A 20,270-nucleotide genomic window follows, 5' to 3' on the forward strand; every position below is an offset into this window, starting at 1 on the left:
TAGTGGCGCCATTTCTGTGATGATCGACATGGCCAACGGACAGACGGTCGCCAGCGCCGCAATAGGGCGCGAGGGAGCAGTAGGCACTCTTTCCGTGCTGGGGCCGTCCCCTTCGGCCGTTACCGCCGTCGTTCGTGCCGCGGGCATCGCCTCGCGGATCCCCGCATCGCGATTCCACGCCGCTTTTAGCCGAAGCGCCGCGATCCGCCACGCAGTCCAGATTCATTTCAAAGCGATGCTGATACAGCTACAAATCGGCGGCGCCTGCAATGCTCTGCATCCGGCCCAAGCCCGCATGGCACGCTGGCTGCTCCATCTTCGCGACCGCGCCGACCACGACGTCCTCGCACTCACCCAAGAGGCGCTTTCGCAAATACTGGGTGTGCGACGAACGACAGTGACGCTCCTGATGCGCAACCTGCGCGCTTCCGGAGCGATCAGATCTGAACGGCGAGGAGAAATCGAGATTGACCCATTGCGGCTCGCAGCGGTGGCGTGCGAATGCCACGATACCATGCGTCTCGAAATCGAGGGGATCTTCTCTATGAATGCAGCCCGGTCTCGCGCTTTGGTTCTGCCGACGTAGTAACTGAAACGGGGGGATGCCGCAAACCATCGCGCCTTTCGGCGTGATAGCCCGTTATCCCGAACATGGACGATGTGGCCAATGTGCAACGGGCGCCTAGCTTCTCCACGGCAATGTCCGCAACCGAACAATCCCGCTCATGAGGTACGCGTACTATCGGCGCGCCATGTACTGGAGGCCTGTGGATGACCTTTTCAAACGAAAGATCAGACCTTATTGTCTCTTTGGGAAAGCGTGCGGCGACAGGTGTTGGCTGATCGCGCAAATGGCGGACGCTCCCGCGTTGTTGGCGACAATCTGCGCACCTATGCTGAATCGCTCCGTTCGGAAATGGATCGACGGGAGCTCAAGTACGCCTCAATCAGTTCAACTGAATGAAGCCGAGGGTGCCTTTGGGGCACACAGACGATGAGAGACATGCAAGAGCAGCTGGAGAACCTCCTCAAAGCCGCAGCCGACTGCAAATCGATCAGCGATCTGGCCACCGACCTGCAAAAGCGAGAGTTGTTCGCGAGGCTTGCCGATCATCTGAGCGTGTTGGCTTCCGAGGTCGAGCGTGCAATTGCTGCGACAGCCTTTGGCACCAAATTGGAGCGATAAGAGGATATGGCCCGACACCGATGATTGGGAATCAGCATGCGATGAGCGGAGGAGGACATGACTGCGGAGCGGCCTCGCGTGCGAGTGTGCAATCGCGCGCTCGCCTGGCCACTAGTCGGAAGGCCTATCTGCGCGTGCAAGGCAATCAGCTAACTTCGATCGTCAGCTGCGACCGCGGGTAGGCGTACAGCCCTGACCTTGCAGGATATCCCCGGCCAGCGCGCTTTATTACGAAGGCTGCGTCATGCTCATTCGCTATAGGACCTGCGTTGCCCTGTTTCGGCAGCCTCATTCGAGGCCAAGCAACGCCGCGCCCGCTCGATCTGGGCGCCGGTGGCCCCGTGGTTACGGGCATACATCTCAGCCAGGGCCGCCGAATACTTAGCAACGTAGTATTTGACCTCTGAGCAAGAAATCCGCTCTCCCGGTCTGTGCTGGCGCGCAGCATAGGCTTCAGAGCTAAGCGTCATCAGAAACAAGGCAGCAGCGCCAATCGCACGCGTGACAGTCATTGTCATCCCCCGCAGCTACTAGGTTCGTTGCAGAGAGCAGGCCTGAATCGTCCCGATCGCGCAAATTAACAGTGGTGCGCTGGTGCAACGTGTTGTGGATTGTTGCTTTCATGCCCCAGCTTCGTGAGCACCGGCCCGCCTATGCTGGCGAACCCCGTACAAATCCAGGCTCGTCGACACAGATGTGCGACAATTGACGTCCCCATGTAAGCTGCATTGCGCAACGGGACAGGCCGCTCTGATCATCTCAGGAACCTAAGGGGGCGACACGCCGGCCGGCGCCGCTGTTAACGGGCACAAACCTCTCCCGCGCCGCCTGGGGAGGACCTCACGATGCCGACCAGCAATTCAACCCTCTGCGCGGATGACCACCGGTACGATCATCCTCTCTCGCTCCGGTCTATCATGGGCAAGTTTGAGCTACTTTCAGGAAGTGTCCTCGGACGTCGTACTATCTCACAAACGTTCGAACCAACGAACCAACGACACAGCCGCATAAGTGCAAATCAGGACCTGCAACTATCTCAATCTGCTATTTGAGGCTGCGGCCTGCACGGTCGACGGATCGGCCGATCCGCGCACAACATGAGAACCGAAACGCCAGCGCCGAAGCCAATCGACCCCGCGAGATGTAAAGGGCGCTGTCAGCGGCTGGCGCGCCTACATCCGATAGCTCTGAATTCTGAATGATGGTGACATTAACCACGGATTGTTACGACTGAGTAGGATGAAGGCCGGCGACCGAAATCAAAGGCGGTGCGCGTCCGCTTTATGAGCCAATCAGCTCGTGGGCCGCACCGCACAGCAATCCGGTGCCCAGACCACACCTGAGCCGCAGAAGCCGTTCGCATTCGAGCCGGTCCGGACGGCCAGCAGAAGTTGTGGCGACGCATCGGGCAGCATATTTCGAGTTCGATACACCGCTGAATTCGCCCGCCGGCTCGCGCGCGATCACGGTTGATGTCCGGCTAGCGCCGCTTCGGCTTTCTCGCCGTCATCTGCCTGGCGCCGCAGCTTACGCTGGGCAGAACCCCGCTTTTATGGCAGTGTCGATGTGGCCACAGAGCGCAACACAGTACCTCCTCACCTGACATTGGTCACGCGGAGGCTTCGGGGTTGAACCCAGTGTTTTGGGTTGATGCGCATGGACAGCAGGTTCCAAGTGCTATGGGAGGACGATGACCGCATCTTTTGTCGGCCATTGCGTCCGGCTTCCGATGGCGCATGCAGAACTGTATTGGCGGTACTTCCCAAGGCGAAACACGCTTCGTCCGGCCTCCTCGATCGTCTTGATCACGAGTTTGCGCTGAAAGACCAATTAGATGAGACCTGGGCAATGCGGCCGCTCGGGCTGGAGTGCGATGGTGACCGTCCAGTGCTGCTGCTTGAGGATCCTGGTGGCCAGCCGCTCGAACAGTTGCTTGGTGCGCCCATGGACATCGGACGCTTTTTGCAGCTCGCGATCGGCATCGCCGCAGCCCTGAACAAGGTGCACCAACGCGGCCTCGTCCACAAGGACGTGAAGCCGGCGCATATTATGGTGAACTGCGAGGACGAACGGGTCCGGTTCACCGGGTTCGGTATCGCCTCGCGCCTCGCCCGCGAGCGACGCGCCCCTGGGCCGCCGGAATTCATCGTGGGCACGCTGCCCTACATGGCGCCCGAACAGACCGGATGGATGAACCGCTCGATCGATTTCCGCAGTGACCTCTATTCACTTGGCGTTACGCTCTATCAGATGCTGACCGGCTCGTTGCCGTTCTCAGCGGCACATTCCATGGAGTGGGTGCATTGCCACATTGCGCGAAAGCCAGTGGCGCCCGGCGAGCGGGTAAGCACTGTACCGGCTGCAATCTCGACCATAGTCCTCAAGCTGCTCGCCAAATCCGCCGAGCAACGCTACCAGAGCGCTTCAGGCCTCGAACATGATCTACGCCGCTGCCTGATCGAATGGGAAACCGGAGGCCGCATCGAAGAGTTTGCGCTCGCACAATACGACACGCCCGACCGACTGCGGATCCCTGAGAAGCTCTACGGACGGGACCGCGAGATTGAAGCCATGCTGGCCGCCTTTGACCGGATGATCAAGAGCGGCGCGCCGGAATTGATGCTGGTTACCGGCTATTCCGGCGTTGGTAAATCCTCGGTAGTCAATGAGCTCCATCGTCGCCTTGTTCCGTCCCACGGGCTGTTCGCATCAGGCAAGTTCGACCAATACAAACGCGATATTCCCTATTCAACGGTAGTGGAGGCTTTTCAGAGCCTCGTGCGGTTCCTTCTGAGCAAGAACGAAGCCGAGCTGACGCACTGGCGCCAAGCGCTTCATGGTGCGCTGGGCGCCAATGGACGACTCGTTACCGACCTGATCCCTGAATTGCGGCTGATCGTGGGAGAGCAGCCACCCGTCCCTGAGCTCCCCCCGCAGCAAGCACAGAACCGCTTCCGTCTCGTGCTCCGGCGCTTCATAGGGGTGTTCGCACAGTCCGAGCATCCATTGGCGTTGTTCCTCGACGATCTCCAGTGGGTCGATGCCGCCACGCTCGATCTGGTTGAGGACCTTTTAACCCGCTCCGATCTGCAATACCTGATGCTCATCGGCGCCTCTCGCGACAACGAGGTCACTTTCGCTCATCCATTGTGGTACAGGCTTGAGGCCATAAAGAGTGCTGGCGCTAACGTGCAGCAGATCATTTTAGCGCCGCTTGCCAGCTCACACATTTCGCGTTTGATTTCCGATGCTCTTCGCTGCGATTCGAAGCGTGCCGCGCCACTCGCGAAGTTGATTCACGATAAGACGGCCGGCAACCCATTCTTTGTGATTCAATTCCTTCAGGCGCTTGCCGAAGAGGGATTGGTCCGCTTCGATCATGACGCACGGTTCTGGTGCTGGGATCTCGCTCGCATTCGCGTCAAGGGCCACACCGACAATGTCGTGGATCTGATGATCGCAAAGCTGACCCGCCTGCCTGCCGAGACGCAGATCACGCTGCAGCGGCTGGCCTGTCTCGGCAACGTCGCCGACACGAGGACAATTTCGATCGTCCTCGGTCGCTCCGAGCAGCGGGTACACGCGGATCTGTGGGAGGCCATTCGCCAGGAATTGGTCGAGCACCAGCCAGGAGTGTATCGGTTTGTCCACGATCGAGTGCACGAAGCCGCCTACTCGCTGATTGCTGATGATCAACGCGCGGCGCTGCATTTGCGAATCGGTCGGGAGCTACTGGCGCAGACCCCCCGGGAGAAGTGGGAGAAGGCTATTTTCGAGATCGTCAACCAGCTCAACCGTGGCGAGTCCTTGATCACCTCGCGAGACGAACGCGAGCAACTCGCAGAGCTTAATCTGACAGCCAGCCTGCGCGCGTGGGAGGCGGCGGCCTACGCGGCATCGCTCAACTATGCCGCTGCCGGTGCCGCATTGTTACCAGACGACTGCTGGGAACAACGCCAGCAGCTTGCCTTTGCGTTCGAGTTGCATCGCGCTGAATGCGAGTTCGTGACTGGCTCGGTCCTGGAGGCAGAACAGCGCTTACAGGAGCTGACGACGCGAACCGCGACCGCTGCCGACCTTGCTGTCGTCGCGCGCCGTCGGGTGGATCTGTATACGGCGCTCAGTGAGCCGGACCGCGCGGTTAGCGCCGGTCTCAGCTATCTGGAACAACTCGGGATTCGATGGGTAGTCCACCCAAGCGATGATCACGTCCGACGCGAATACGAGCACGTCCGATCTCGGCTCGGGAATCGGTCGGTCGAGGAGCTATTGGATCTGCCGCTAATGAGTGATGCACTCGCACTAGCGACCATAGATCTTTTGACGGCGCTCATGCCGCCGGCGTTTTTCACTGATGCGAACCTTCGCTCACTGGTGGCCCTAAAAGCGGTGGAGATCAGCCTCGAGTGGGGGAACAACGATGCTTCATGCGTTCCTTACGTCATGTTCGGCGCCATTGCCGGCGCGCGCTTCGGCGACTATCAGGCGGGCCTTCGATTCAGCCGTATCGGCACTGAGCTGGTCGAGCGGTGCGGATTTTCGCGCGTGCACGCCAGGACCTACCTGAACTATGGCAACCTTGTCCTTTCATGGACCAAGCACCTCCAGCATGCCCGAGACGCCTTTCAGCGGGCATTTGAGGCCGCGAGCAGCAGTGGCGATGTCACGTTCGCGGCCTTCAGTTGCGCCAGCTTGAATACGAATTTCCTTGCGGCGGGCGATGCGCTTGCAGAAGCGCAGCGCGAAGCCGAGCACGGGTTGCAGTTGAGCAAGAAGGCGAAGTTTGCGTTGGTGGCCGACATCATAATGCCGCAGGTTGCGCTAATCCGTATGCTGCGCGGCCTGACGCGGCGTTTCGGCGCTCTGCACGACGACCCGTCCGACGAGCTTCGGTTCGAACGGCGTTTGGCCGCCGATCCGGCATTCGCGCTGCCCGAGAGCTGGTATTGGATCCGCAAGCTGCAAGCGTGCTTCTTTGCCGGCGACTATTCGCTGGCCGTCGACGCCGCATCGAAGGCACGGAGACTGCCGTGGTCACCACCGCAGCTACTCGAGACGGTGGAATACGAGTTCTATGCAGCGCTATCGCACGCTGCATGCTGGAATTCGGCACACCCCGAACAACGTCAAGGGCACCTTGAGGCCCTGACTGGGCACCACACGCAGCTCGATTTGTGGGCACAGAATTGCCCGGAGAATTTCGCGGACCGCGCTATTCTAACCGGCGCCGAGATCGCCCGTCTCCAAGGCAGAGAACTGGACGCGGAGCGTCTCTATGAACAAGCCATCCGCTCCGCTCGCGACAACGGCTTCGTCCACCACGAGGCGCTCGCTTATGAATTGGCCGCGCGGTTTTACGGCGAGCGTGGTTTCGAAGAATTTTCTGGCATCTATTTGCGGAGAGCGCGCGACTGCTATGTTCGTTGGGGGGCAGACGGCAAAGTGCGGCAACTTGAGGATATGCATCCGCACCTCAGGGAGGCGAGATCAGAGCCAGGCCCGATGAGCACGATTGGAGCGCCGGTCGAGCATCTCGACCTCGCCACTGTCATCAAGGTGTCGGAAGCGGTGTCAGGTGAGATGGTTCTGGAGACGCTTATCGAGACGCTCATGCGCACTGCCATCGAACAAGCAGGGGCTGAACGCGGTCTGCTGATCCTGTCGCACGACACCGAGCCGCGCATCGAAGCGGAAGCCACCACAACCGGCGATAAAGTTACTGTTGAAATGCGCAATACAGCGGTGACCGCGGATCTCCTTCCCGAATCCGTTCTCCATTACGTACTGCGAACCAGAGAGTGCGCGGTTCTCGAGGATGCCACGGTCCAGCCTCCCTTTGCCACGGACCCCTACGTTAATCAGCGCAACGCTCGTTCCATTCTCTGCATGCCCCTGATCAACCGTGCGAAAGTTATCGGCGTGCTTTACCTCGAGAATACACTGACGCCCTACGTTGTTGCACCGGCGCGAATTGCGGTGCTGAAGCTGCTCGCCTCACAGGCAGCAATCGCGCTGGAAAATGCGGCTTTGTACCGCGATCTCGGAGAACGGGAAGCGAAAATCCGACGCCTTGTCGATGCCAACATCATCGGAATCATCATCTGGGAGCTTGAAGGTTCGATTCTGGAGGCCAACGATGCGTTTCTCAGCATCGTGGGATACGACCGTGAGGATCTCGTCTCGGGCCGCCTGCGCTGGACTGACCTGACGCCGCCTGAATGGCTCGACCGCCACGAGCGATGGTGGATCCCGGAACTAAAAAAGATGGGTAGCGTGCAGCCGTTCGAGAAAGAGTATTTCCGCAAGGACGGAAGCCGCGTGTCGGTGTTGATCGGCATGGCTGCGTTCGACGAACAACGAGACCAGGGTGTCTCCTTTGTCGTTGACCTGACGGAGCGCAAACGATCGGAAGTGGCTCTGCAGGAGAGCGAGGAGCGTTTCCGGACTCTCGTACAGTTCTCTTTCGACGTGTACTGGGAATCCGATGCGCGGCATCGTTTCATTCGCCAGGAATTCGCCGAAGGCATGGTCGACGCACCCGCGTCGGTCTCTGAACTTGGTAAGACGCGCTGGGAAGTGCCCTACTTGGAGCCCGACGAGGAGGCTTGGCGCAAGCATCGGGAGACGCTCGATGCCCACCTGCCGTTCCGCGATTTCGAGCTCGCGCGCCCTACGCCCGATGGCGGCAAGCGCTACGTGTCCGTCTCCGGGCTACCGGTGCTCGACAAGTCCGGGCACTTCATCGGTTATCGCGGCGTTGGACGGCACATCACCGAACAGAAGCGGGCCGCAGAGGCGCTGCGCGAGATACAGAAGGAGCTTGCGCACGCTAACCGCCTCGCCACCATGGGCGAACTCACGGCCTCGATCGCGCATGAAGTGAGCCAGCCGATTGCCGCGGCATCCATGAATGCTGGTGCGGCCGCGCGCTTCCTGGACAGAAATCCGCCGGATCTTGACAGGGTCAGGGAATCACTGGACTGGCTTATGAACGATACCGCTCGGGCCAGCGACATCATCCAACGAATTCGCGATCTCGTAAAAAAAGCACCGCCCCGGAAGGATCGCTTGGACATCAATGAGGCGATCAGGGACGTTATTGAGCTTACCCGCGGCGAAGCGATGAAGAACGGCATCTCAGTGCAGACGGAATTTGCAGACAGCTTACCGCTTGTCGAGGGCGACCGCGTCCAATTGCAACAAGTGGTTCTCAACCTGATTATCAACGCTGTCCAGGCAATCGGCACGGTCGCGAATGGAGCCAAGAAAGTGCTGATCACCACCGCGCAGGGTGCACCGGACGGTGTTCTCGTCGAGGTGAAGGACTCGGGACCGGGGATGAGCTCTGAAACCTTCGAGCACGCCTTCGCCCCCTTCTACACGACGAAGCCCAGCGGTTTGGGGGTGGGACTGTCGATCTGTCGTTCGATTATCGAAGCGCATGCCGGACGCTTGTGGGTGACGCGCAACCAGCCCCACGGCGCAATTTTTCACTTCACCGTACCAGCCCACCCTGCCGACGCTTCTTGATTATGGCCGGATTGCTGGTTCCAACTTCGAGCACGCACCTCGCGCTTTGCGATCGAGAAGATCAAGTCGATCGCAGCCCTGCCGATCCTGGCTGCCGCGACGGGGATTAAATCACCAAGCTGTCGCAGAAACGGTCGAGGGATCACGAGGCGACTAGGCAAAACAGGTTGTGCATTTGCGCGCCTTAGTATCCTATTCTACGACGAGCGCGTAATCGACCTGTGCCGTTTAATCTGCACACCGTTTCGCATTGCGCGAAGATGCAGAAACAAAGGAAAAGCATAAGTCGCACTGCTATCCGGGGCACGATACGCAAAAAATGTCGCACGAGATCCGCCTTGTTCTCGTCGACCCCATCCGTAATTTAATTGAATACGAACAGTTTTGATATGGTTGGCGCACCAGGGCTCGAACCGGGGATCCGCTGATCCAACATCGCCGCTCGTTCTCATCGCTCTGTTCGCGCTCGTCACGTCAGCCACTGCGGCAATCGAGCCTATGGCCGACTCGGTGCCCGTAAGCCGTGCCTCAGGGGACCTCGATCACTGGCAATGGATCGATTTCCGCTTTTCCGAATTGCCCCGACGAAACAGGGCGCGGTTGGGCGTGATTGTTGCGATAGACCAGCGTGTCGATCTTGGCAGCGGACTTGTTGCTGAGCAGCGTCAGGCCGCCCCGCAGCGAGCCCTGAACCGCTCGCGCCAGTGCATCACTTCGTCCTAAGTGCATCCGCCTTCCACTAGATCGAGCATGGAAAGGCCATAGATCACGAGGAGGTAAGGATTAGTGGCCGCTCGCACACGGCTTCGATGGCAAACCACATCGATTCGGGGCACGCCCCCCAATCATCCTCACGCTGATTGGCGCGCGGCGCTGCAAACTGGTTGATCCGGTAACCCTAGGGCCCATTACGGCGCACACAGAGGAAATTGGCGCCCTGCGCGTCGGGCGCCCCTTGACACTCGTGTCAGTCGCCGGCGTTGCACGGCGCACCACATGGCGCGCGGTCGTAGGCGGCGCGGCCGTTGGCGCGGCCGCGGTAGGCACGGCATGTCTCCGCGTTCTGGTTAACGGTCGCTACGGCTGCCGCTGATAGCTGTCGGTTCTAGCTTCTGAAGAGCGCATCCTGCGGGATGAGGCTCATGCAGGATGTGCTGTTCAGGTTTCAGGGGCGCTAGCGACAGGGGCCAAGGCGCGACAGAGCAGAGATCGAGAGCTCCAGCGTCGCCAGCATCGCGAGCATGTCGCGTTGTCCTGCTCCAGGGCGGCGGGGATCGGCAGAACATCTTGACGCTCTTTGATCTCTGGCCGAGCCGAAAGGCATGAAGCTCGAGGCCGAGTGATCCATAAAGGTCGAACGCAAATCGCAAGCAAGAAGGAACGACGCGGCCACGGAGGGCTTCTGCTCCTCGTTCAAGACCGAATGGACAGTGAGCAAGATCTATTGCACTGCGAACACCGATATTCGCGCCAATGCGTCCCCACCGGCAAAGCCTTCGCGGCGATATGGGCCCCATGCGGCTTAAATCTGGCAGCGTGATGGATTAATTGCGGGCCTGGCCTCCGAATTCATAAGCTCACTTTGGCGGCAATACGCGGCAGCGCGCTCAATTAATCGAGCCGTCCACGTATCGCCGGGCGACGATCCTGTCCACGGTCCGCGACGCAACCACCCGGTTGATGGGCGACGCTGCGGTAAGATTTGGGCCGGTCTCCACGCTGGCATGGCAATGTGAAAGCGCAACCGGTCGGGAGGCAAGATTGTGGATATGATGCCGGTCTGCGGGCCTGAGCGAGGGTTGTCTCTAGCACTAAGTTAAATGCTCCGCCACGATGAGGTCGAAGACGACGATCATCGCCACGACGATCCTCGATCGCCAGATCAATGTAGTGCTCGTGCTTCCGCGGCAAGTCATGAGATCTGACCGATAGCTATCTACAGACCGTCGCTAAAGCAGGTGGACAAGGGCAAGCCTGCGCGGATGCGAATCCTGCCTCGTAGCAAGCGCCGGAGCCAGGGGCTTGGACGGCTTAGCCGGTCCGTATTTTTGGTTAGTCTCAGCAGCCGCGATCGAGTGACCCGAGACTGAAATGGTCGGCACCGGGTCAAACAGGAAAGTGACAGGCAATCGGACGTTTTTCCGTCTGCTCGCTAGGAGCGGACATGATGGCGCTGGCCCGGCAGATTGGCTCCGGCCAAAAGCTGCCCCCGCCAAATGCAATTTTGTCCCTTTCCGGCTCCGGACGGCATCCCCGTATCGGGGTCGAGATCCTGATGCTAGATTTCCTTCGTCATCCCGGACAGGAGGACGACACGCCTGATAGCGTCTACAAGGTCATTGAACTGGTCGGTACCAGCAACGACTCGTGGGAGAAGGCCGCCGCAAATGCGGTCGAGCAAGCTGCAAAATCTCTCCGAGATCTTCGCATTGCAGAGGTCGTCAAGCTGGATATGCAGCTCGATGACAAGGGAAAGGTCGAGGCCTATCGCGCCAAGCTCAACGTATCGTTTCAAGTTCGAGGGCTCCTGAGCCTCAGCACCTCGCCCCATGCGCAGGGCGAGGAGGACTCATTGGAAAAGGCGCGTTGCCCGGTTCGCCTAGCCGGACACTGTGGCCCGGTCTCGGAAGTTGGCCCTAGTCCGACCGGGACCGATATGCTTTGATGCGTCGAGGCGTGTGGTGCATGGTGGCCTCATGTACATGGTCATTCGCAAGTACACCAAGGTTCGTTCGGTAGCGGACGCCGCTCGCCGCGCCAAGAGCGGCGTTGGCCAGATCCTAAGGCAATCGCACGGCTTCAGATCTTACCAAGTTCTGGATGCGGGCGACGGCGTTGGTATCGCCGTGATGATATTTGACGATCGCGAAAGCGCCAATGCAGCGAACGCCAAGATACTCGCGTTTGTTCAAGCAAGTCTACATGACCTCGATCTTGGAGTTCCCGAAATCACCACCGGCGAGGTTTTGGTGAACATAGAGCCGAATGAGTTCTCGGGCATAAAGTAGCTGAAAACGCCGCCATTTGCGTGCCGGTTGCCCTCCTTTGCTCATGTCGTCGACTTGATGTTTCCATCTCGTTTGCACCGATCGCGCCCTGGACGCGCGTGCCGTCCGCCATGAATATGCGACTACGCGTATTCTCGAGGAGTAGCAGCCACATGAAGCAACATACCTTCGAAGCATTTTCCACCACCGCGATCTACTGGACACCGCTTGTGCTTATGGGCACCGCGATGCCGCCAAGAAATCCCGATGAAGACGACGAGGACGACGAAGAGGAAGATGACGCCGACGAACCGCCGGTCGTGCGCGAGCCAGACGAAGACTAGACTGGCGTGTTCGGCAGTCGGCGCTATAATATCTCTCATGGGCTGGAATGCGAAAGACATAGCGCTCCTCAACAGGCTCTGGTCCGCAGGACAGAGCGCGGCGCAGATTGCGCGTCGTCTCGGGTGCAGTCGTAATGCGGTCTGCGGCATGCTGACCCGTCTGGGCTTGAAGCGCGGCCACAAGCCGCCCACAGCAACGCCCGAGATAAGGCCGCGCCCGAAGCTGAGGCCGACCTCGTCGGCAGCCTGCGCCCGTCCAGTCGCACCGAAGGTGTCGCGGAACGCAGTGCAGAGGCAGCCGCCCAAGGAATTCAGCAAGCAGCAGCTCTACTCCATGCTGGCAGAGGCGGTCAGAAACACTGGCTAAGAGCTCACCAAGAATGTGGTTGTGCTCCCGCAAGTCCCCGGCCCAGTTCGACGGGTTCGGCAGTCGTATACCCATCCCAAGGCTTCATCTGCTTGGATTCAAAAGCAGCGGTAGATGCTAGGCTGAACTTACTTGTGGTTTGCCGCCGAAAGCCGACATGTCACCGATTCAAGAGATCTTCGACTAAGCGGCCTGAAGTGGAAGCCGTAATGCCGGATCTGGCCCTTTGAATGACCTGCCGTCGATATCGATGACGCCGCAACGTCGATGGCGATCGTCGTGCGCTCGAAAAGCGATGCTTGGCAACGATAAGGCGCTGCTTGCGGCCAACTCACCTGTTCCGCCGCGAGGAACGATTGCATCAGCCGTGCTTTAACCGTCCGCACCTTTAATTGTTCGATCAGCAGTTTGCGAAAGCCGCCGCCGATCGAAGAGCCAGTCAATGCGCATCCGTCTCGTTGGTGGCACGGGGCTTGTTCGATCGGCAATCCAGGCCAGACTGTCCGCCGAAGGGCCCGAATGCGCATTGGTGTCGCGCCACCCACCGCACCTGATACGCACCACATCACCCTCGATATGGTCGGACCACCGACGCTTTGGAAGGACGCTCTTGCCGGCGTTGATGTCGTTGTCAATGCGGCGGGTGCCCTGCAGGAACGGGACATGCAGGCGGTTCATGTTGCTGGCAGCGCGGCGCGGGGGCCAATGCAACAGTGCGAAGTCATTGGAGGTCTCAGCAGGCAGTTGCTGGGCCCGGCCCGGACCTAGCAGAATCCCGCGCTAGCTTCATTGTATGCGGCGCGCGAACCGTTGGGGCTGACTGACATCAGCGCCGAACTGAACCAAGGCTGGAGCCGAGTGACTTCCGCAGTTTGCCCGAAGCTGCAAATCAGAGTCCTCTGCTCTTGTCGCCGTTTGACCCTGAACGGACGTGCTAGGCATAAACAGCTGGACGCGGTGTGGTGTGAGGTCTTGGCTTTGGTTTGCTCGGACGTCCGCATCACGGACTGACGCGCTCGCACCAAACCCCTGTCTTACTGGGCTTGATCGCAGGCCTGCAGGATCCGGACAAAATCAGCCATGCTGGATCGATCTTCAGCCATAGCTGCAACCTGAGTATTGGACACGCGTTGGCTTCCCCGTCTGAACCACATCAGGAGGTCGGCGATGTTTCTCATGGCGAACACTCTGCACTAACTACGGCCGTAAGCGTCAGTTGAGCGGCGAAGCGCCGCTAGATCGGGAGAAGGGCCGGCGGGCGCTACGCCGCCGGTCTCGTCCCGCAACCGCCGGCTCGCAGGGCCGGTTCCGTTGCTTTTCAGTGAATGTATCAGTAACATTAGCCCTCGGCCGGCGCCATCGCGCGCAGGTATGAAGTGACCATACTTAGGTAGACTTGGGTTAGTGAATCGGGATCGGGAGCCATCCCGACCGGCACCGTTCGAATTGGAGGCTGCCGCCGACCAGGCCATCGCTGCCTGCGGTCGAGACACCCGGGAGGCGGTCAAGGCGCTCATTGTCGCGAACGGCTTCCTCGAGGCGCAGGTCGAGGATTGCGAGCCTCGGTTTCCCCCGGCTACTCGCGCGGCCGGTTCGTCGTCCGCGCGACCGTCCCCCGAATTGATCAAGTAGGACCTCGAAACCGCCGTCGAAAAGGCGTCCTCGATCAAGCTGCAGATCCGAGCTTCATCCTCCACGACCAGAACTCGAATGGCATTACTCGCCTCGGCGACCGATGCGGTCGTCTCGCGTGACGGTAAGTGCGTTGGCCCGCGAATGTCGTGCGCCTCAGCCGTCGCGAGCCGGCACGATATTTGAAAGTCTACCGGTTGTCGGAATGCTCTTCGCGATGTGCGAGGCGGGTCGACGGCGCGGCTCGGATGCGGCCTACGGCAGTGCCGCCAGGTGCCCGGCTACGACGAGGTGGTTCAATTCTCGACGAGAGCGCCCACGCAAAAATTTGCCATGTGCGCGACGGCCTCGGTGCTGTGATAGTCACCGAATTCGGCAGTGGCCTCCCTGCCAGCGTACATTCGTGCGATTCCAGCGCCGCCAGGGTGATGAGGGGCCCACTCGGTGATGTCATAAACTTTTCCCGAGATGATGATCCAGCAGTCGTTCTGTGTGTTGTGCAGAGCGATCTCTTCGCGCGTGACGCGGCGCGTACCCTTCGCCGGATTGGCGGGCATCCAGAGCTTGATCCCACCGTACCTTACCTTGGCGGTTCGGCGGAAGTCCCACGGACCTAGCCTCTTGGCAGGCAACTCGCTGCCGATCTTGCGGGCGTCATAGGCGTAGATCCAGGAATCGTCCTCGCCGCCGCGCTTATCATGGGCAAAGGCAGGACTCACACGCTCATCGAGTCTCTCCAGTAGCGCCTTCTGCTCAGCGGTGTCCTTCGCTCGCAAATGGTCGAAGGCGAATTTGGATCCCAATTGAAAGCGGGTAGCGCGGTAATGCCGCACGCGTTCGTAGTGCAACAAGGCTGTAGGCACATCGCGCTGGTGAAGCGCAAAGGCGCTGGCAAGGGCGGCGGCGTCTTCGAAGGACTGAGCAGCTCCTTGACCGAATGTGGGAAGCATCGGGTGCGCCGCGTCACCGAGCAGGCAGATGCGGCCCTGCACCCAGGTTTCGAGCGCATCGCGATCGTAGAGACCCCACTTGGTAGGACGAACGATCGCCCCCGACAGAGCGATGAGGTCGTCTCTGCTGGGATGGCCCGCGAATGCCTCGCCGACCTCGCGAACGATCTCCTGCTGACTGACGGGAAACCAGTCGCCCTCCTCCTGCTCGAACGCGGCGGACTCAGGCTCATAATGCGCGATCCACACGTTCAACAACTCGCCGCCGCGTACCCAGTACGTGGTCGCGCCGCTCCTATCCGCCCGATGGCGGTCCATGCTGAAGGAGTTGATGGGATTGTGGTCCAGCGGGTTACCGTTCGCTTTGCGGAGGGACGCAACCCCCGTCCGCGGAATGAGTCCTCGAAAGCAGGTTACCTCCGTCCAACGCTTGGGACGCGAATTCGGCCACGCCAGCTGTAACGTCGCAGAGTTGATCCCGTCCGCACCTACGAGAAGCTCTCCCGTGGCGGTTCGACCATTCGAAAAGGTCGCTAGTACCTCGCCTGCGGTCTGACGCAGCTGCGTCAGTCTGCAGTCCATGTGCACCGCGATCGGGCATGGCGCGCCGCTGTCGATACCGAAGTCGGACACTCGCTTGTACAGGCACATCAAAAGGTCCAGCCTGTGCATGTGATGAAAGCCGGCGCCGTCGCCTGCGGCGGTGACATGATCGAATGGCCTCTTTGTCACGCTCCCATCTGCGTTGAACTGTCGTGTCGACTCCAGGATTGCCGCGCGGCCGCCGTCAATGACCCCGTCGGGGCCTTTGGAATCTCCCCCATCCAGGTCGACGCCTAGCCAACGACATATTCGCGCCCCGTTGGGCGGGATGTTCAACCCGGCGCCTGCGGTGCTAGGCACCTTCGTTTGCTCGTAGACATAGACCGATGCGAACGCTCCCGACTGACGCAGCGCCAAGGCCGTCATCAACCCGCCCATTCCCGCACCGACGATCACTGCCCTCATCCATCTTCCTTCCGATGCAATCGAACGCCCCTCAACTCGCGGCTGGAATAAGTTTAAGGCGCCTCAATGGGCTCGAGACTAGCGCCGGGCTGATTGGCAATAAAGGATCTTGTGGCACGCCAAATAGAGTTCTGGAGTTCCTCGGTCATCGGCCTCCGTGAGCAAACACGCCGACCGAGCGCCAACTTCCATTGAGGATGAGCCAGTCGCGTCGGCTTGGCGCTGCGTTGCAAACCTCGGTCCTCGTCTACGAACCGACATTTGGCGCCGCCTTCCGAAGGGAGCGACCGGGCAGTGCGAAAGGTCGTCGGACCTACCCGATCCTTTCATTGGCCCTCGCAGCCAGCAGCCAGACGGTGCGGTATACTCGGCGGTACAGGCATCATCGGCAGCACCGGCACGAATGGCGGCGCCCTGGCGCCCGGCAGCGGGTCCGGTACCCTGCGGCCCAAGGCAGCCTGGTATTCACGGCAGCATCGAGCCATTTGGTCGAGGTCTCGTCGGCGAGCAGCGACCGCACCGATGTAACGTGCACAGCTACGCTTCCCGGCATCCTCGACTTCGAACGAATGCGACAGCCGAGGATAAAGCATGTAGCGCCCGGTCGCACAGGCAAGCTCGCGCTCCTGAAGGTGAAACCGCGCATGCGCAAATCGGTCGAAATTGCCGGCGTGGTCGTAGTGCAGATGCGTGAGAATCACGTCCTTGACGTGGGCAGCGTCGATATCGAACGCGGCAAGCGTCTCTACCGGGCAGCGCAGGTAATTTCGCCTGCGCTGCTTCGCGACCTCGGCATTGAACCCGGTGTCGATGACGAAGATGCGGCCGCCTCCCCTCGCCAGCCACACGAAATAGTCCATCGGCATTGGTCCAAACGCGCCCTTGATCATGGGCCGTTTCGCTTTTGCATCACCAGTCGCAGCGGGATGTTATGCAGGTTGGCGCGGCCTCGCACGGCCGGCTCTGTCCTGCCGAGCGCCTGGGCGATCTCGTCGGGTCGGCGCCCAGCCGCCGCCATCACCAGCAGCTGTTGATGCTCTTCCGGTGTCCACCTCCGGATCAACGGATAGCGTGACTGTGCCATCGTCCCGCGTCCCCAGCCTGTTGCCAGGTTATCGGGCTGCAATTGCTGAGTCGCGCTTTAACATATGATGCCTATCTCGCAGGACGAGGCGAGCGGATGGCGCCGGACTGAGCGAGCACAGGGCTTGGATGGAGGCTCCACGGCGGGGCAAGCCGGTAGTTTTCCGGGCCGTAAATTTTCGTCGGCTTTAATAATTCGAGCGAATGATCGCTCCGATGACCGGAGACCTTGACCATCAAGCAGAGGCCATCGCCGCAATGCGCAAAGCGGTCGCCGCGACCTGTGCTGCCGAGCGTTTGAAGTGGTTGAGGGCCGCTTTGGCGTGGAAACATCTTGAAAGCTTGGCGAAGGGCAAGTTGGCAGCGTGAAACTCCCCGCGAGCGGCCTGTTCGCTGGTCAAGACCTGGCGCAGTTTTCGATCATCTCCGCGAGCGCGGAGCAGAGGACGGGCTTCTCCAATCGGGGAGCATTGCGGAAGCCGCCCGGCAATCCATCGGATGCGTGGCCGGTCAGGAGAAAAATTGCAACCCGCGACCACGAGTGATCTCCGCCACCAGTTCAGTTGTTTCATCGGCAAGCCTCAGGTCGAGAATGGCCAGATCGAAGTCAGCCACCCGCGCGACTTCGATCGCTTCCTTCAGGGTGCCTGCTTCGGCGATGACCTTGTCGCCCAACTCCTCCAGCATGTCGCAGACCATCATGCGGATCGGCGCTACGTCCTCCACCACGGAAGATTGAGAGTGCGCCCATGCTCCGTCTCGTCGGCCTTGATATCCGCCATGCAGCCGGCCAGCTCCCTGGGGCCCTCGGATCGGCCTATGTTCACTTTTGGACACATTTTCAGGGAACAAAGCGCCGCAACATAGTAGGTTCAGCGTTCCGAGACGGAGTGAACATGACAGCGCCGTCGCCTCTCATCTTGGTGGTGGAGGATGAATACCCATTGCAGGCGGTGTCGAGGAAGCCCTGCTGGAGGCAGGCTTCGCGACTGACATCCTCTCGTCTGCCGAGGAAGCCCTGACTCTCTTCAGAAGCGGCATGAAGGAGTACCGGGCGGTCGTCGCGGATGTGAACCTCAAGGGCACGCTCAGCGGCTGGGAATTGGCCAGACAGCTCAGACAACGAGAGCCGACGTTTCCCGTGGTCTACATGACGGGCGCTGCAGCGAACGATTGGGGTTCGCAGGGCGTCTCAAATAGCATCCTGTTGCAGAAGCCGTTTGCACCGGCCCAGCTTGTCACTGCGGTCTCGAAGCTCCTCAATGAGGTCCCACCGACGCACAAGTAAAAACCGCCGCCGTCACTGGCTCGCACAGCAAGCCAGCGTCCCAACCGTCCATGGCGGCAGGAACGAAGCTCGGCAATGAACATTTTTTAGTCTCAGTTGCCTCGTTCGCTCCGCCTGCAATAGCGCAGGGTATGCTCACGTGCGGCAAATGCGATGAGATCGACAACAAGATCGCGCGCCATAGTCGGTTGTTGTCTCTTGTCACTGACAAGATCGCGAGAGACGGTATCGCCGACTTGATCCAGGAAATGACGACGGCGAAAGCGGCACTTCATCCCAACCAGAGGAGAAGTAAGCTCGCACTCGAACGCGCCAATCGGCGGTAGATCCTCGCCGACAGTTCCATCAACATTCTCTTTCTCGCGGCCGCGACCGCAGATCGATGCGAGCAATCAAACTCTCTCCTGAATTCTTGCAAATCTCTGCCATTTACCAAGGGCAGATTTGCTTCCGGTGAACCGTGTCGATCAAGCGTGTCGCAAGACTGGTGCACACGTCCGGCCCGCTACCGACATGAAATGGGAGTTACGCCATGCAGCATCTGCCGAACGATACCTTCGACGTCATCCTTGACCAGTTTGGTCAAATCGAGACCGTGTACGGAGATCTCGGATTTCCCGCAGCCAAGGACGTCTCGGGCGGCAACGACACCGTGACGGCAACGTCACCGAGCTCAATACGAGGCTCACGATCTTCGGCGATGACCAGTCGATGCTGCTTGGTCACTCGCAAGGCGGAAACGACACATTGTTCGCCGATATCGGCGGCGGCTGGAACACCGCTCTCGTGGTGGGCGATGCCAAATCGATGATCGACGACGCCAAGGGCGGCAATGACACCATCGTCGCGGATGCCCATGGCACGGCCTATACCACTGTCTCGGCCTTCGGCGACGTCGCGGGGGACATGTCGGGCAACGCGCAGGGCGGCCATGACGAGATAACCGGCTCGATCGCGTGGCGCGGTGGCGCCAACCTGTTCGCCGGCGATGCCGGCGGTTCCATGATGACACCTCGCACGGCGGCAACGACACGCTCGATGTCAGCGTGCTCACCACGGACGGCGTGGCGACCGTCAGTGGCGACGCCATCGGCGCCTTGCGCGGCCTCGCGCAAGGCGGCAATGACAATATGACGGTCACCTTGAACGGCGACAGCGCCATAGCCGGCGCGACCTTGTCGGGGGACTCGTCGACGTCCCTGATGGATCTTACCGAGGGCGGCGACGATGTCCTGACCGTCAAGATCGAAGGCCAGTACGCGGATGCGGTCTCGTCAGTGTACGGCGACGCGCCGATCATGGCCGGTCATTCTCATGGTGGCAACGATATCAATGGCGGCGTCGGCCGGGATTTCATGTATGGCGATGCAGGAATCTATGAACCGGCGGCGCCAGGCTCGATCACCGGCGGCAGCGACACGCTGAACGGCGGAGCGGGCGACGACTGGATGTGGGGCGGAGGAAACAGCGACTTCTTCGCCTTCAGCACCGGCTCCGGCAACGACACGATCGCCGACTTCGATCAGGGCACAAGGCCGTCGGCAGCACCGCAGCGGAACACGATCTGATCGATGTGCAGGATTACGGCTTCGCGGACTGGGCGGCGCTGTCGAGTCTGATCAGCGACAATGCTTCCGGCGATGCCGTGATTCATCTCTCCGGCAACGACTCGATCACGCTGGACGGGATTCACGCGGCGAACCTGCATCCGACCGACTTCATCATCTGAGGGAATAAATCAAAGCGGCGATGTCGTACCCCGACGCGCGGGGCGACATCGCAATCGCGAGTGCGCAACGACCAGTTTCGCCGCACGGCGCAGCGAAACCTGTCGCGAACAAACTCTGTCCCGAATTCCAGCAAATCTCCGCCATCGACCAAAACTAGATTCGTCT

The 20,270-nt window shown here is 60.2% G+C and carries 19 protein-coding genes and 1 pseudogene; 12 read left to right on the forward strand and 8 right to left on the reverse strand.

Going from position 1 to position 20,270, the window contains the following annotated elements:
* Both IVB36_RS32340 and IVB36_RS32345 read left to right on the forward strand, forming a co-directional pair.
* The coding region (locus tag IVB36_RS32340; protein WP_247394345.1) for a Crp/Fnr family transcriptional regulator at positions 1 to 586 on the forward strand (586 nt) is incomplete at its 5' end.
* Between the two features lie 417 nt (positions 587 to 1,003).
* The gene (locus tag IVB36_RS32345) at positions 1,004 to 1,186 is read left to right on the forward strand and encodes a hypothetical protein (protein ID WP_085350878.1); all 183 of its coding nucleotides are present in this window, start codon (positions 1,004 to 1,006) and stop codon (positions 1,184 to 1,186) included.
* Between the two features lie 248 nt (positions 1,187 to 1,434).
* Here IVB36_RS32345 and IVB36_RS32350 read toward each other — a convergent pair whose 3' ends face one another.
* Complete coding sequence (locus IVB36_RS32350; RefSeq protein WP_007592736.1) at positions 1,435 to 1,698, reverse strand: hypothetical protein; 264 nt, start codon at positions 1,696 to 1,698, stop codon at positions 1,435 to 1,437.
* Positions 1,699 to 2,836: 1,138 nt separating this feature from the next.
* Between IVB36_RS32350 and IVB36_RS32355 the strand changes: the two genes are divergently transcribed.
* The gene (locus IVB36_RS32355; RefSeq protein ID WP_247394348.1) at positions 2,837 to 8,716 is read left to right on the forward strand and encodes an AAA family ATPase; all 5,880 of its coding nucleotides are present in this window, start codon (positions 2,837 to 2,839) and stop codon (positions 8,714 to 8,716) included.
* A gap of 528 nt (positions 8,717 to 9,244) precedes the next feature.
* Here the strand turns inward: IVB36_RS32355 and IVB36_RS32360 are convergent.
* The gene (locus IVB36_RS32360; RefSeq protein WP_018458805.1) at positions 9,245 to 9,445 is read right to left on the reverse strand and encodes a hypothetical protein; all 201 of its coding nucleotides are present in this window, start codon (positions 9,443 to 9,445) and stop codon (positions 9,245 to 9,247) included.
* Between the two features lie 1,435 nt (positions 9,446 to 10,880).
* Between IVB36_RS32360 and IVB36_RS40295 the strand changes: the two genes are divergently transcribed.
* The 4 genes from IVB36_RS40295 (at position 10,881) to IVB36_RS32380 (ending at position 12,414) form a co-directional block, all read left to right on the forward strand.
* Entirely contained in the window at positions 10,881 to 11,381 is a 501-nt protein-coding gene (locus tag IVB36_RS40295; RefSeq protein WP_275991566.1) for a dodecin family protein, read from the forward strand.
* 31 nt (positions 11,382 to 11,412) lie between these two features.
* Positions 11,413 to 11,724 carry a hypothetical protein gene (locus IVB36_RS32370; RefSeq protein ID WP_018458802.1) on the forward strand — a complete coding sequence of 104 codons (312 nt, stop codon included), beginning with the start codon at positions 11,413 to 11,415 and terminating at the stop codon, positions 11,722 to 11,724.
* Between the two features lie 152 nt (positions 11,725 to 11,876).
* On the forward strand, positions 11,877 to 12,047 hold the full coding sequence (locus tag IVB36_RS32375; protein ID WP_018458801.1) for a hypothetical protein: 171 nt from the start codon (positions 11,877 to 11,879) through the stop codon (positions 12,045 to 12,047).
* Positions 12,048 to 12,084: 37 nt separating this feature from the next.
* The gene (locus IVB36_RS32380) at positions 12,085 to 12,414 is read left to right on the forward strand and encodes a GcrA family cell cycle regulator (RefSeq protein ID WP_018458800.1); all 330 of its coding nucleotides are present in this window, start codon (positions 12,085 to 12,087) and stop codon (positions 12,412 to 12,414) included.
* A gap of 128 nt (positions 12,415 to 12,542) precedes the next feature.
* Here IVB36_RS32380 and IVB36_RS32385 read toward each other — a convergent pair whose 3' ends face one another.
* From IVB36_RS32385 to IVB36_RS32405, 4 genes and pseudogenes are all read right to left on the reverse strand, one after another.
* Complete coding sequence (locus tag IVB36_RS32385) at positions 12,543 to 12,857, reverse strand: hypothetical protein (protein ID WP_157643069.1); 315 nt, start codon at positions 12,855 to 12,857, stop codon at positions 12,543 to 12,545.
* Between the two features lie 1,485 nt (positions 12,858 to 14,342).
* On the reverse strand, positions 14,343 to 16,004 hold the full coding sequence (locus tag IVB36_RS32395; protein ID WP_018458797.1) for a cytochrome b5 domain-containing protein: 1,662 nt from the start codon (positions 16,002 to 16,004) through the stop codon (positions 14,343 to 14,345).
* A gap of 551 nt (positions 16,005 to 16,555) precedes the next feature.
* Positions 16,556 to 16,876: pseudogene (locus IVB36_RS32400) on the reverse strand (MBL fold metallo-hydrolase); the annotation flags it as partial.
* A gap of 14 nt (positions 16,877 to 16,890) precedes the next feature.
* Positions 16,891 to 17,088 carry a Myb-like DNA-binding domain-containing protein gene (locus tag IVB36_RS32405; RefSeq protein WP_051113050.1) on the reverse strand — a complete coding sequence of 66 codons (198 nt, stop codon included), beginning with the start codon at positions 17,086 to 17,088 and terminating at the stop codon, positions 16,891 to 16,893.
* Positions 17,089 to 17,303: 215 nt separating this feature from the next.
* On the opposite strand from IVB36_RS32405, the gene IVB36_RS32410 reads away from it, so the two are divergent.
* Positions 17,304 to 17,456: a hypothetical protein gene (locus IVB36_RS32410; protein WP_157643068.1), complete on the forward strand. Its 153-nt coding sequence runs from the start codon at positions 17,304 to 17,306 to the stop codon at positions 17,454 to 17,456.
* 141 nt (positions 17,457 to 17,597) lie between these two features.
* Here IVB36_RS32410 and IVB36_RS32415 read toward each other — a convergent pair whose 3' ends face one another.
* On the reverse strand, positions 17,598 to 17,789 hold the full coding sequence (locus tag IVB36_RS32415; RefSeq protein ID WP_247394350.1) for a hypothetical protein: 192 nt from the start codon (positions 17,787 to 17,789) through the stop codon (positions 17,598 to 17,600).
* Positions 17,790 to 18,081: 292 nt separating this feature from the next.
* On the opposite strand from IVB36_RS32415, the gene IVB36_RS32420 reads away from it, so the two are divergent.
* Positions 18,082 to 18,375: a response regulator gene (locus IVB36_RS32420; protein ID WP_345946553.1), complete on the forward strand. Its 294-nt coding sequence runs from the start codon at positions 18,082 to 18,084 to the stop codon at positions 18,373 to 18,375.
* A 92-nt stretch (positions 18,376 to 18,467) separates the two neighbouring features.
* On the opposite strand, the gene IVB36_RS32425 is transcribed toward IVB36_RS32420, so the two are convergent.
* Entirely contained in the window at positions 18,468 to 18,767 is a 300-nt protein-coding gene (locus tag IVB36_RS32425) for a hypothetical protein (RefSeq protein ID WP_143273925.1), read from the reverse strand.
* Positions 18,768 to 19,086: 319 nt separating this feature from the next.
* Here IVB36_RS32425 and IVB36_RS32430 point away from each other — a divergent pair, with 319 nt between their 5' ends.
* From IVB36_RS32430 to IVB36_RS32440, 3 genes are read left to right on the forward strand one after another with little or no spacing between them, the layout of a single operon-like run.
* A complete protein-coding gene (locus IVB36_RS32430; RefSeq protein ID WP_018458790.1) occupies positions 19,087 to 19,509 on the forward strand; it encodes a hypothetical protein in 423 nt (140 codons plus the stop codon).
* A complete protein-coding gene (locus IVB36_RS32435; protein ID WP_247377774.1) occupies positions 19,422 to 19,943 on the forward strand; it encodes a hypothetical protein in 522 nt (173 codons plus the stop codon). Before IVB36_RS32430 ends, IVB36_RS32435 begins: the two co-directional genes overlap by 88 nt.
* 5 nt (positions 19,944 to 19,948) lie before the next feature.
* Positions 19,949 to 20,104 carry a hypothetical protein gene (locus IVB36_RS32440; protein ID WP_018458788.1) on the forward strand — a complete coding sequence of 52 codons (156 nt, stop codon included), beginning with the start codon at positions 19,949 to 19,951 and terminating at the stop codon, positions 20,102 to 20,104.
* Positions 20,105 to 20,270 lie beyond the last annotated feature (166 nt).

This window comes from Bradyrhizobium sp. 35 (assembly GCF_023073215.1).
Classification (GTDB): Bacteria; Pseudomonadota; Alphaproteobacteria; order Rhizobiales; family Xanthobacteraceae; genus Bradyrhizobium; species Bradyrhizobium canariense_D.